This is a genomic window from Streptomyces sp. NPDC001315, assembly GCF_042896175.1.
In the GTDB taxonomy this organism is placed as follows: Bacteria; Actinomycetota; Actinomycetes; order Streptomycetales; family Streptomycetaceae; genus Streptomyces.
Genome location: NZ_JBIAWZ010000011.1, coordinates 19,010 through 30,715 on the forward strand (window position 1 = coordinate 19,010; position 11,706 = coordinate 30,715).

At 68.9% G+C, this 11,706-nt stretch carries 14 protein-coding genes and 1 pseudogene; 3 read left to right on the forward strand and 12 right to left on the reverse strand.

Going from position 1 to position 11,706, the window contains the following annotated elements; all coding sequences use genetic code 11:
- Nucleotides 1-223 precede the first annotated feature (223 nt).
- The 3 genes and pseudogenes from ACFY16_RS26850 to ACFY16_RS26860 all read right to left on the reverse strand — a co-directional run.
- Nucleotides 224-454, reverse strand: coding sequence for a hypothetical protein (locus ACFY16_RS26850; protein WP_390649749.1), 231 nt, complete (start codon nt 452-454; stop codon nt 224-226).
- Nucleotides 451-723 carry a hypothetical protein gene (locus ACFY16_RS26855; protein ID WP_390649750.1) on the reverse strand — a complete coding sequence of 91 codons (273 nt, stop codon included), beginning with the start codon at nt 721-723 and terminating at the stop codon, nt 451-453. Before ACFY16_RS26855 ends, ACFY16_RS26850 begins: the two co-directional genes overlap by 4 nt.
- A 178-nt stretch (nt 724-901) precedes the next feature.
- A pseudogene (locus tag ACFY16_RS26860) lies at nt 902-1,174 on the reverse strand (RNA polymerase subunit sigma-24); the annotation flags it as partial.
- A 186-nt stretch (nt 1,175-1,360) separates the two neighbouring features.
- On the opposite strand from ACFY16_RS26860, the gene ACFY16_RS26865 reads away from it, so the two are divergent.
- Nucleotides 1,361-2,155: an SDR family NAD(P)-dependent oxidoreductase gene (locus tag ACFY16_RS26865; RefSeq protein ID WP_390649751.1), complete on the forward strand. Its 795-nt coding sequence runs from the start codon at nt 1,361-1,363 to the stop codon at nt 2,153-2,155.
- Nucleotides 2,156-2,301: 146 nt separating this feature from the next.
- Here the strand turns inward: ACFY16_RS26865 and ACFY16_RS26870 are convergent, their stop codons facing one another.
- Both ACFY16_RS26870 and ACFY16_RS26875 read right to left on the reverse strand, forming a co-directional pair.
- A complete protein-coding gene (locus ACFY16_RS26870) occupies nt 2,302-3,138 on the reverse strand; it encodes a maleylpyruvate isomerase family mycothiol-dependent enzyme (protein ID WP_390649752.1) in 837 nt (278 codons plus the stop codon).
- 256 nt (nt 3,139-3,394) lie between these two features.
- Nucleotides 3,395-4,420 carry a Dyp-type peroxidase gene (locus ACFY16_RS26875; protein WP_390649753.1) on the reverse strand — a complete coding sequence of 342 codons (1,026 nt, stop codon included), beginning with the start codon at nt 4,418-4,420 and terminating at the stop codon, nt 3,395-3,397.
- A gap of 343 nt (nt 4,421-4,763) precedes the next feature.
- Here ACFY16_RS26875 and ACFY16_RS26880 point away from each other — a divergent pair, with 343 nt between their 5' ends.
- Entirely contained in the window at nt 4,764-4,961 is a 198-nt protein-coding gene (locus ACFY16_RS26880) for a hypothetical protein (protein ID WP_390649754.1), read from the forward strand.
- A gap of 269 nt (nt 4,962-5,230) precedes the next feature.
- Complete coding sequence (locus ACFY16_RS26885; protein WP_390649755.1) at nt 5,231-5,770, forward strand: manganese efflux pump MntP family protein; 540 nt, start codon at nt 5,231-5,233, stop codon at nt 5,768-5,770.
- A 111-nt stretch (nt 5,771-5,881) separates the two neighbouring features.
- Here the strand turns inward: ACFY16_RS26885 and pqqE are convergent, their stop codons facing one another.
- From pqqE to ACFY16_RS26920, 7 genes are all read right to left on the reverse strand, one after another.
- The gene (pqqE, locus tag ACFY16_RS26890; protein ID WP_390649756.1) at nt 5,882-7,024 is read right to left on the reverse strand and encodes a pyrroloquinoline quinone biosynthesis protein PqqE; all 1,143 of its coding nucleotides are present in this window, start codon (nt 7,022-7,024) and stop codon (nt 5,882-5,884) included.
- Complete coding sequence (pqqD, locus tag ACFY16_RS26895; protein WP_390649757.1) at nt 7,017-7,346, reverse strand: pyrroloquinoline quinone biosynthesis peptide chaperone PqqD; 330 nt, start codon at nt 7,344-7,346, stop codon at nt 7,017-7,019. Before pqqD ends, pqqE begins: the two co-directional genes overlap by 8 nt.
- A gap of 5 nt (nt 7,347-7,351) precedes the next feature.
- The gene (gene pqqC / locus ACFY16_RS26900; RefSeq protein ID WP_390649758.1) at nt 7,352-8,050 is read right to left on the reverse strand and encodes a pyrroloquinoline-quinone synthase PqqC; all 699 of its coding nucleotides are present in this window, start codon (nt 8,048-8,050) and stop codon (nt 7,352-7,354) included.
- A gap of 4 nt (nt 8,051-8,054) precedes the next feature.
- Nucleotides 8,055-8,942 carry a pyrroloquinoline quinone biosynthesis protein PqqB gene (pqqB, locus tag ACFY16_RS26905; protein ID WP_390649759.1) on the reverse strand — a complete coding sequence of 296 codons (888 nt, stop codon included), beginning with the start codon at nt 8,940-8,942 and terminating at the stop codon, nt 8,055-8,057.
- A gap of 108 nt (nt 8,943-9,050) precedes the next feature.
- Entirely contained in the window at nt 9,051-9,146 is a 96-nt protein-coding gene (gene pqqA, locus ACFY16_RS26910) for a pyrroloquinoline quinone precursor peptide PqqA (RefSeq protein ID WP_390649760.1), read from the reverse strand.
- 48 nt (nt 9,147-9,194) lie between these two features.
- On the reverse strand, nt 9,195-10,898 hold the full coding sequence (locus tag ACFY16_RS26915; RefSeq protein ID WP_390649761.1) for a PQQ-dependent dehydrogenase, methanol/ethanol family: 1,704 nt from the start codon (nt 10,896-10,898) through the stop codon (nt 9,195-9,197).
- Between the two features lie 16 nt (nt 10,899-10,914).
- Nucleotides 10,915-11,376, reverse strand: coding sequence for an MSMEG_3727 family PQQ-associated protein (locus tag ACFY16_RS26920; RefSeq protein WP_390649762.1), 462 nt, complete (start codon nt 11,374-11,376; stop codon nt 10,915-10,917).
- Between the last annotated feature and the right edge of the window lie 330 nt (nt 11,377-11,706).

Consider the following 11,706-nt stretch of genomic DNA (forward strand, 5'->3'; position numbering starts at 1 on the left):
CCGCCGGCCTGTCCGCTGCTTGCGTACCTGATCGACGAGAACGACCGCAGAACCGGCGGCCACAGACGCGCCCCGGATGCCGCCGAAAATGATCTCCTCCGTGGTGCGCCGCCAGGAGTCAGTGCTCGCGAGGGCCGGCCGACGGGATCGGCGGCAGTGATCGTGGAGGCAATGGCAGCCTGCAGGATCAGGCCGGCGACGGCATCGGCGTCGGGGCGGGCGATCAGAGATATGTAGCAGGTGTTGATCTCCACGGTGTGGAGTCGGTGCGCATGGCCTTGAAGCGTTCCAGGTCCGGATTGGTGGCCATGTCCTGCCGGACTATGGCGGTGTCGAGGGTGCTGGGGAACCGGGCGGACAACGTCATGCCACTCCTGCCCACGTCGGGCATCAACGCCGGGACGTACACCAGGGCCTTGACGTGGGGATGGCCGGCTTCGGCTGTGCTGATCACGGTTCCGCCGTAGAAGTGGTCAGCCAGCGCCCCTTGATGCTGTTGAGCACGGAGGCGATGTGGGTCGAGTCGCTGAACAGCCCGCACAGCCGTTTTGCCAGGGCCATGACCGTGTAGCCGCGGCGTTCCAGCCACTCGATCAGCCCGCTCCGGCCGGAACCACCGGCGAAGGCGCCGTGCACCGGAACGACGGTGGGCTTCCCGCCGCCTGTGTCACCGTCCGTGACAGCCGGTGCCGCCGGGGCCACGCACAGGGTGGCGACGGCCAATCCCCCTACCGCGCTGTGGAGACGCCGCGTGCGGCGTCGTATGCCATGGACCGCATTCATTCTGTTCTCGCCTTCCGTCAGACCCTACGGCAACAGCTTCACGCGTCGGTGGCCCCGAGCCAGCTCATCCAGTGCAATCGGGTGAAATCGGCATGGCAGTCGATGTGACCGCGACCTGTCAGCGACACCAGTGGGCGTTGAGCCCGGCGGCCCGGTGCGTCAGGTGGTCGCGCTCGGCGAGATCGGGTGTCTTCCGGGCCGTCTCGGCGTACAGCCGTGCCGCCGTCGCCAGGTCGCCGTCGCGCTCGTGGAGGCACGCCGTCATCCCGGCGTGGCGGGGCAGCGAGTCGTCCAGCGCGATGAGCGCCGCCAGTCCGGCGCGCGGTCCGTCGGCCTCGCCGACGGCCACGGCGCGATCGAGCCGGACGACCGGGCCGTCGGTCAGGCGTGAGTTCGTCCTTGCCGGGCACGAAGTCCTCCCAGTGCAGCAGGGGCGGGAACAGCTCCCGTACGGCGTCCGCATCCGCGGCTACGAATGATGGATCGCCAGGAGACGGGGTCCGGCTGCTCGCCTGAGCCAGCGGCGCCGGTTCCGCTTACCCTCGACACATGCGGTGATCAATCCAGAAGGAGCGCCATGGACCTCCAGCTCGAGAACAAGGTCGCCGTCGTCACTGGGGCCAGCAAGGGCATCGGCCTCGCCATCGCCGCCGCGTTCGCCCGTGAAGGCGTACACGTCATCGCCGGCAGCCGGAGCATCACTCCCGAGCTCGAAGCGCTCCACGAGAAGTACGGCGCCATCGCAGTCCCCGTCGACCTGTCCACCGCAGACGGACCAGACACACTCGTCCGGCTCGCGGTGGACGAGTTCGGCAGGGTCGACGTCCTGGTCAACAACCTGGGTGTCGCGACACCCCGCCCGAGCTTCCTGGACATCGACGACACCGAGTGGCAACGCATCTTCAACGTGACCCTGTTCAGCGCGGTCCGGGCCAGCCGCGCGGCGCTTCCCCACCTGCTGGACGCGGACGGGGGATCCATCATCAACATCAGCTCGATCAACGCGCGCCTGCCGTTCCCCGCAGTCGTGGACTACTCCGCAGCCAAGGCCGGCCTGAGCAGCCTGACCAAGTCACTGTCCGAAGAGTTCGCACCCCGAGGTGTCCGGGTCAACGCGATCGCCCCGGGACCGGTCCGCACTCCCTTCTGGACCGCGCCGGGCGGCTTCGCCGATGCCACGGCGGCCCAGGCGGGTACCACCGCGCAGGAAGCCATTGACGTCGTCGTGCCGCAGAGCATGGGCATCTCCACCGGCCGTGTCACCGAAGCCCGCGAAGTCGCCGATCTGGCTCTCTTCCTCGCCTCGCCGCTCGCCGGCAACATCACAGGAGCCGAGTTCACCATCGACGGCGGCCAGATCAAGACGGTGTGACTCCCTGCCCATGCCTACCCCGGCCCATCGGGAACGACACCGACAGAGCCGGGCGCCTGCCCAGGGCGGCGGAGAGACCGACAGGGCGGCGGAGAGACCGTTCACTCCAGCGGTGGTACGTGGTGCGTTGGCTGCTCGGTATGGGATCAGGGCGCGGTGAACAGGGTCGGGAAACGGGGCGCCAGCCAGGGTTTGCGTCCCCAGGCAACGACCTGTCCCTGTCCGATGGCCCGCCAGGGGTTGCGACGGCCCAGGGCTATGAGGAGGAAGGTCACGGGTTCGATCAGGATGGTGCAGTCTGGACGTTCCAGCGGCGTCGGGGTCACGTGCACTGCGCCGTCGCCCAAGGTGACGCCGAACGCCGCGCCGCCCCGGAGGCGGATGGCGTAGCGGACAGCCAGATCAGCGATGGCGGCCGGGTCGACGACGCGCGGCATGACCGAGAGCATGAACGGCATGCACAGCCCGACACGATCGCGGTCGATCATGTGCGGGCGCTTCAGCGCACGAGCGAGGTCGTAACCGTGGCCCAGCATGTGCGTCAGCAGGTAGGACGCGAGAACGTGCCGGTTCATGGGACCCAGGGGTGTGACGAGTGCCGGGGCGGCGGCGCTCTCGTCCCTCGCGCTCCGCTCCACGGCGTCGAGGAATGTGTCGGCCTGCTTTGTGATCATCGACGCCAGCGGCTGTGCGCCGCGCTCCCCGAACGTGGCGAGGGACTGTGCGTTGGCAGTGGCCAGACTCTGCGGGGTGCCGTCCCCGTAGGGGCGTTCGTGCCCGGCTGCGAGGTCGGCCATCAGCTCGTTGGCCAGTGCCAGATGGGCGGCCGCCTCGCCGACCGTCCACTCCGAATCCGGTACGGGAACGGTCGTGTCGGAGGCGCTTTTCAACAGCGTGGCGATGTCACCGGCAGTCTCACGTATTCCTCGTGCGAGCCCTTCGGGTAGCGGCCCGCCGATGTCCTGCTGCGTCGTAGGCTGCACGCTGCCTGTCCCCTCCCGCCTGCCGCGCCCCTCGCGTATCCGGCGCGCCGAACCCAATCAGACTTGAGGACGCCCGACAAGCCCTGGCACTCCATGGTGCTGTCCGGCCTCGAGGTGTGGTCCGGACGACGGGACCTCGGGCGTGCTCGTGGGCGCCGAAAGCCATGCCACTGACGATCCCCCATTACGCCTCGGTCGTGGTCTTCTGCCTGCCTCGTCGGTGCCGGGGCCGGTGCCAGTGCGCGGTGGGGGTTGTTCATCGGGGGGTGCCCCGCTTGAGGTCGCCGATGCCCAAGGATCCGTCGGAGGCCCGAGCCGAGAGCGTCGCTTCCGGCGCGGCCGGCGGGTCGTCGAGGAAGTCGGCGGTGGGTACGTGGAACAGGGTGCCGGTGACCGCTGTGGAGAAGTCGAGCAGCCGATCGTGGTTGCCCCGCGGATCGCCGATGAACATGTTCTCCAGCATGCGCTCGATGACCGACGGGGTGCTGGCGTAGCCGATGAAGTACGTGCCGAACTCGCCGCGTCCGGGTGCACCGAAGGGCATGTTGTCGCGCAGGATCTGCCGCTCCGTGCCGTCCGGGTCGGTGATCGTGGTGAGCGCGACGTGCGAATCGGCAGGTTTGAGGTCGTCGGGCAGCTCGATGTCGGAGAGTTTGCGGCGTCCGACCGCCCGTTCCTGCGCCTCGACCGGCAGGGCGTTCCACGCCGGCAGGTCGTGCAGGTACTTCTGCACCACGACGTAGCTGCCCCCGGTGAAGTCCGGGTCCTGCTCCGGATCGGCGGCACCGATCACGACGGCGGTGCGCGCGGCGAGGCCGGTGGGGTTCTCGGTGCCGTCGACGAAGCCGAGGAGATCGCGCTCGTCGAAGTACTTGAAACCGGACACCTCGTCGCGGACGGTGACCATGCCGCGCAGCCGGTCCATCAGCTGCGTGGCCAGCTCGAAGCACAGGTCCGGCTGCCGGGCCTTGATGTGGAAGAGCAGGTCCCCCGGGGTGGCGGGTGCGGTGTGCCGAGCGCCGGCCACCTCCCGGAAGGGATGCAGCTCGGCTGGTCTGGGGCCGACGAACAGCCGGTCCCAGACATCGGAGCCGATGCCGGTGACGCAGGTCAGCTCCCCTTCCGGGATCCGGAAACCGACGGACCGCACCAGAGCGGCGAGGTCGGTCAGCAGCTCCCGTACGACCGGCTCCCCGCCGGGATCGACGGTCACGACCAGGAAGACGGCGGAACCGGTGAGTGGGCTCAGTACCGCCTGCGCGACGGATTGCGGCTCGGGCACGAACTCTCCTTATTCTTCGGCGAAATCCTTCGGTGAACACGGAGGCCGGACTCGATCAGCCTCTCATCCGGAACTCACTTCTTCGCGGCGTCATCAAGGATCCGCGGCACCGCCTACGGCTCGGTGCGAGCCGTAGGCGGCCCGGCGGTCGGGCGTGGCTCTCTGGCCGCCCTCGACGCGAGGTCAACCGGCCGCCCCCGCCGACCAGGTTGCCGACCGGCTGTAGCCCCGCCTGTCTCACCCCCTGAGCGGCGCCGTCCAGGTGCGGCGAGTGGCAGCCACGCCGGGGCCGGCAGAGGATGAGAGGGCTGCTCCCGCGCCGTGCCGCTAAGGACGGCCGGACATGTGCTGGTGGTCGTCGCTGATCACGGTCGGCCGGGACGGGCTGCGCATTCAACGGGCATTCGCCGCACCGTCGGCGATCGCACCGACCAGCCGCGCCGTCGCTCTGAGCACCGCAACCGTCGACGCCGTCGAGGCCCTTGCCGTCACCATCGCCTCCCGCCACCGCCACCGCCCCCGTCGCCACGCGGCAGCCTGACATTCCGCAGGGTTGTCGTCCCCCTCGACCTAGGTGTATTGCCATCGCTGCGAGACGCCTGCACCTCCTACCGCGGTCTGACACCAAAGCAGTCACCTGTCGAGTTGCGCGCGACGCGCTGGTCGCGCAAACAGCAGTTGCAGGCCGTAAATCACCTGCGATTAATCAGCGAGCCTTCTGGAAGCGATGGCGGGCGAGTAGTGTCGAAGTTTTCCGTAAATCGGGTTGCCAGGTTTTTTTCGCGAAACATCTGAGATACCATATAAATTATGATCTGGGAAATGCTCGTCCTGGGTTTCGTGCTCAGTCTCGACAATTTCCGAGTATCGATCGCGCTCGGTACCATCCCCTTCGGTCTGAAGCGCGCGGTGCAGGTTGCGCTGATCTTCGGGCTGTGGGACGCGATCATGCCCCTGGTCGGGATGTTGATCGGTCGCCAGATCGGGGAGTCCGTCGGGGACGTCGCCGATTTGGTGGGCGCGGCCGCGCTCGGCGGGTACGGTCTCTACCTCGTCATCTCGGCCCTTCGGAACCCCGAGCCGGACGAGTTGGACCACCCGTGGGCGTTGTTCGGCATCCCGTTGACGCTGAGTCTCGACAACTTGTTCGCCGGGGCGAGCCTGGGGATCCTTGGGCTCTCGCCGTGGTTCTCGGCCGCCGTCTTCGGCGCCATGACGGCAGTGTTGTCGCTCGTCGGGCTGCGGCTCGGGCGGGCCGCAGCGCGCCTCATCCCGATCCGCTCGGACCTGTTGAGCGGGGTCACCTTGATCATCGCCGCTGCCGCGCTGCCGTTGTGGTTCGGCGGCTAGCCCGCTCACTTGACCCTGGGAGCGGGCCCCACCCGCTCCACCGGGACGCAGGCCACGGGAGGCGGGCCGGCCGGCGGGCTGGGGATCAGCGGAAGATCGTCGGCCCGTGAGTCAGCAGCCTTGGCGGCCTCGAGCGCCCGGGCGACCAGGTCGCGGTCGGGCGACAGGTCGCAGACCGGGTCGGTGCGAGCGGGGGATCAGCGGATCGTCGGCCCGCGAGTCGGCGTTGGCGGCCTCGACCGCCCGGGCGACCAGATCGTGGTCGGGCGACAGGTAGCAGACCGGGTCGGTACGGGCGGCGTCACCAGTGAGCAGGAACGCCTGGCAGCGGCACCCGCCGAAGTCCACCTCCCGCCGGAAGCAGCTCCGGCAGGGCTCCGGCATCCAGTCGGTCCCCCGGAACGCGGTCATCACCGGGGACTCGGCCCAGATCCACTCCAGCGAGTCCTCCCGTACGCTGGCCCGCGGCAACGGCAGGGACTGGGCAGCCGGACAGGGCAGGACGTCGCCGTTCGGCGTCACGGTCAGCTGCCGGGACGCCCAGCCGCCCATGCACGGCTTCGGGTAACGGCTGTAGTAGTCGGAGATGACGTAGATGACGTCCATGCGGTCCCGCAACCGCTCACAGGCGGCCCGCACGACGGCCTCGGCGGCCTTGAGCTGCGCCCGGCTCGGCAGCAGCGCGCCACGGTTCCGCCAGGCCCAGCCGTAGTACTGGGTGTTGGCGAGCTCCAGCCGGTCGGCGCCCACCTCCTCGGCCAGCTTGAGGACGTCGGCAACACGGTCGATGTTGTGCCGGTGCAGCACCACGTTCATGGTCAGCGGCCAGCCCAGCTCCTTGACCACGCCCATCGCCTCGATCTTGCGCTGGAAGGACGGGATGCCGGCGATCCGGTCGGACACGGCCGCTTCGTCGGCCTGGATGCTGATCTGCACGTGGTCCAGGCCGGCGGCCCGCAGCTGCTCGGCCCTCGGACGCGAGAGCCCGACGGCGCTGGTGATGAGGTTGGTGTAAAGGCCCAGGTCGTGGGCGTCCGCCACGATCTCCACCAGGTCGCGCCGCAGCAGCGGTTCCCCGCCGGACAGGTGGCATTGCAGAACCCCGAGGTCGCCGGCCTCGACGAGCACCCGCCGCCACTCGTCGGTGGACAGCTCGTCCTGGTAGCCGGCCATGTTCAGCGGGTTGGAGCAGTACGGGCAGGCCAGCGGGCAGCGGTAGGTGAGCTCGGCGAGCAAACCGAACGGGCTATCCATCGGTGAGCTCCATCCAGCGCCGGGCGACGAGCCGGGTCAGGAACTGCCGCACCTCGTCCCCGGGGACGGTCTGGTAGCGGGCGCCCAGCTCGGTCACGATCTCGGCTACGGTGCGCCGCCCGTCGCACAGCTCGAGGATGGCCGCGCCGCTGCCGTTCAGAACCACCACCGTCTCGGGATGCAGCAGGATCTGACGCTGCCTGGTCCGGCAGAAGGTCAGCCGGACATGGCGCGCCAACCGGGGCCGGTCCGAGCCGGACACCTCGACGCCGGGTCCGGTCCTGGTTCTGGTCTGGGTCGCTCCGGTACGGCTCGGGTCCATGGTGCTCACTCCGGGTAGGCCTGTTCGATGGCGTCCATCAGGCTCCACAGGACGTCGCACTTGAACGACAGCGCGTCGACGGCGCGCGCCTGGGACTCGGCGGACAGGCAGTGCGCGGTGACCACCTCGAGGGCGTGCTCGCAGTCGCGTGGGGCCTGCTCCAGGCGGGTCCGGAAATAGGCAAGGCCCCCGGGGTCGATCCACGGGTACCACCGCTCGAACGCGGCCAGCCGCGCCGTCATCAGGTCGGGCGCGAACAGCTCGGTGAGCGAGGACGCCACCGCCTCCACCCACGGGCGGTTCCGGGCGAAGTTCACATACGCGTCGACGGCGAACCGCACCCCGGGTACCAGGTGGCGGTGGTCGCGGACCTCCTGGCGGGTCAGCCCGGCGGCCTCGCCGAGGCGCAGCCACGCCTCGATGCCACCCTCGCCGGCGGCGGTGCCGTCGTGGTCGACGATCCGTCGGATCCAGCGGCGGCGGACATCGAGGTCGGGGCAGTTGGAAAGGATCGCGGCATCCTTGCGGGGAATGCTCTCCTGGTAGTAGAAGCGGTTGGCCACCCAGCCCCGGACCTGCCGGCGACTCAGCCGGCCGGCGTTCATCCGGACGTGGAACGGGTGCTGGTCGTGGTACCGCCGCGAGTGGGCCCGCAACGCCTCGACGAAGCCGTCGGCGCCGGTTCTGCTGGTCGTTGTCGTCACGGCTCTACACCCGGACCTCGAGGCCGTCCATGGCCACTTCCATGCCGCTCTCCTCCAAGGTACGCCGCTCGGGCGTGCCCTCCAGGAGGATCGGGTTGGTGTTGTTCATGTGCACGAAGACCGTCCGCCCCACGCCCAGCGGCGGGAGCTGCGCCAGGCTGCCGTCCGGGCCGTCGATGGGCAGGTGGCCCATCTCCCGGGACGTCTTGCCGGCCAGGCCGAGCCGTACGAGTTCGTCGTCGCGCCAGCAGGTCCCGTCGATCAGCAGGCATGCGCAGCCCTCGATCTCCGCGCGCAGCGCCGGTGTCAGCGATTGCACCGCCGGCAGGTACACCAGTGTCCCTCCGCTGCGCTCGTCGGTCAGCCGGTAGCCCACGACGCGGCCGTGGTCCACGCCGGCTCCGAACCGATCGCGCTTGACGGTGGGCACGTCGAACGCCCGGCAGGACAGTCCGTCCGCCAGGGCAAGGTCGGCGCCAGGGATCACTGCCCGCCACTCGACCGGGCAGTAGCGCTCGAGCGTGCGCAGAATCCCCGAACCGTCACACAGAGTCTTGTGCACCGCAGACGTGGCGTACAGCCGCAGAGCGCGGGCCTCGCGCAACAGAAGCAGGCCCAACGTGTGGTCCAGCTCGGCGTCGGTGAGCAGCACCGCCTCCAGCGGCGTCGTCCGGTCGTCGTGCGGGTGCAGGCCGGGGAAGGCCTCGATCTGGGTGCGGACGTCGGGCGAGGCGTTGAGGAGGAACCACCGGTGTCGGTCGGCGCTGACCGCGACCGACGACTGGGTGCGCGCGAGGCCGCCCCGGGAGCGGACCGCGGCACACACCGGGCAGCCGCAGTTCCACTGCGGGGAGCCGCCCCCCGCTGCCGAGCCCAGCACTCGCAGCAACACGCCGGCACTCCGTCCATCGAAGATCCGGGCCCGTCGCAGGCCCGGCCGTCTGTGGCGTCCCGAACCGCCGGAGGGCGCCGGACCAGGTCCGGCGCCGTCCTCCGTCCGCTAGTCCTCCATCCGATCGAGATACATGGTCACTTCGGCCGCGACTGTGATCTCGTCAAACTCGGGCGTCTCCCACACATCGAGCTGAGACTCCATGGATCCACCTCCTGTCTGCCCGGATTACGGCAGGTTCCGGGGCACGCGTCACGACGGTTCCGGGAGCGCGAAGACGATCAGGGCGCTTCCGTGTCCCGCGCCGAGCATGCCGGGGAGGAACCCCTCGGCCCATCCGCCCCAACCGACCGGCACGGCGATGTACTGCCTGCCGTCGACCATGTAGGTGGTCGGGCTGCTGTGGTGGCCGCTCCCGCACTGGAACTGCCAGAGCAGCTCCCCGTTGCGGGAGTCGAGCGCGTTGAACTCCCCGGAGGCTTCACCGGCGAACACCAGGTCGCCGCCGGTGGCCAGCACCGAGGCGCACATCGGGAGTTCGTTGCGCCAGCGCCACTTCTCCTCGCCGGTGGCGTCGAACGCGCTGATGGACCCCGCCATGTCGTCGATGTCCACCTGAACGCCCGCGCCCCAGTACGGAATGCTCTCCTTGAACTCCCGGCGCCGCCGGGTTGCCGTGGCTCCGGTGTCCTGGACCGGGACGTAGAAGAGCCCGGTCTTCGGGCTGTAGGCCGCATGGGTCCATTCCTTGGCGCCGGCCGGACCCGGGTAGAAGTGGACCGGCTCTCCCTCCTTCTCCGGGTACACCTTGGCCGTCACCCTGCCGTCCCTCGTGATCGCCCCCCACGTGATCCGGTCCACGAAGGGAGTGATCTGGACCCTCTCGCCGCTCGTGCGGTCAAGGACGAAGAAGTAGCCGTTCTTGTCGAAGTGCCCGAGCAGTTTGCGCCCGTCCTGCTCGAACAGGATGCACTCGGCGATGCTGTCGTAGTCCCACAGGTCGTGCGGGGTGCACTGGTAGTGCCAGCGGATCTGACCGCTGTCCACATCGACGGCGATGATGCTGTCGGTGAAGAGGTTGTCGCCCTCGCGGACGCCTCCGTCGAAGTCGGGCGCCGGGTTGCCGGTGCCGACGTACAGCAGGTTCGTCTCCGGGTCGAAGGTGCCGGTGACCCAGCAGTTCGCCCCGCCCCGTGCCCAGGCCTCGCCGTCGGCGGGCCAGGTCTCCGAGCCGGGCTCCCCAGGCTTCGGCACCGTGTAGCAGCGCCACTGGTGCTCGCCGGTTTCGAGGTCGAACGCGTCGAGGTGGCCGCGTACGCCGAACTCGCCGCCGGAACTCCCGACGATGACCATGTTCTTCACGATCAGCGGGGCGACCGTGGCGCTCTCCCCGGCCCGGACGTCTCCGTAGGTCTTGTCCCAGACCTGCTTGCCGGTGGTGGCGTCGAGTGCGAGCACACGGGCATTCGCCGTGACGAAGAAGACCTTCCCCTGAGCCACGGCGACCCCACGGTTCACGTTCCCGCAGCACAGGGAGACGTCGAAGGGGACCGCATGCTTGTACCGCCAGATCTCCACGCCCGTCTTCGCGTCGAGGGCCCAGACCCAGCCGTCCCAGCCGGAGAGGAACATGACCCCGTCGACGATGATCGGGGCGGCCTCGAACGAGTAGGTCGACGCGCCCGCGATCAGGCCGGTCGTGCCGGCCTGGAAGACCCAGGCGGGGACCATGCGCTTGACGTTCTCCGTGTTGATCTGGTCCAGCGGGCTGTACCGCTGTCCGTTGTAGGCGCCGTAGTAGGTCAGCCAGTTCTGGGGTTCCTCGCGGGCATTGAGGAGGCGCTCGTAGTTGACGCCGGCCACCACCGGCGGGGCAACGTCCCCGCCCGCGACCTTGCCGCTCAGCCTCCCCTGGTCGACAGCCTCACCCGCGTCCACGTAGTCGACGGTGGTCATCTGCTCCTCCTTCTTCCTACGGCCGCGGCTGTTCGGGACGGTCGAGGCGAGCCTCCGGCGGGGCGTCCCCCAGGACGACGATGGCCCCGGTCAGTCCCCGGCCCTCGTCATTGCCCGTGGGCGAGCTGAACCAGTAGTAGCCAGGCCCGTCGAGGTTGAGGTGCGCCCGTCCCCGAGAATGGTTGACCAACCAGATGAACTTCCGGTCGCCATTGCTCGGCAGGAGCGCGCAGTGCGTGTTCATGTCGTCATTGACGAGCTCGAGATCGAGATCGCCTCCATGGGGCATGACCAGAATGGAGGGATCCCAGGCCAGCTCATCCGGGTGGATACGAATGGTGGCCTGCATGTGGCCTTCCGATCCCTCGGTGGCCTGCCCGACACTTCCGGTTCCCAGCACTTGTCCCAGCGTTGCCTTGTTCTGTGCGGCCAACCCGATCTTGTCCAGCAGGTCGGCTCGCTCCTGCGCGGTCGTCATCGGGGCTTCACTCCCCTCATTCCGAATCCATATTCATTCCGCATCGCCGCGCTGGCCGCATCGCCGCGCTGGCGGCGGCACGTCACAGCCGGTTGCACACCACCGCTCGGCGAAAATGTTCTCCGAATCGACCTCGAAAATTCCTTTTTTCGCGTCGCCCGATGCCCGGCTGCAATCGGTAGTCAGGGAGCGCGCTGCGCCGGATGAATCACACCGAAAAGGGTGAGAAATTACTAGTCAATAAGCACGCTACGCCGGATGAATCACACCGACAAGGGTGAGCGCCGGTTCGGGCCCGCTCATGCCGTTCGTCCGCGACCAGCTACCGTT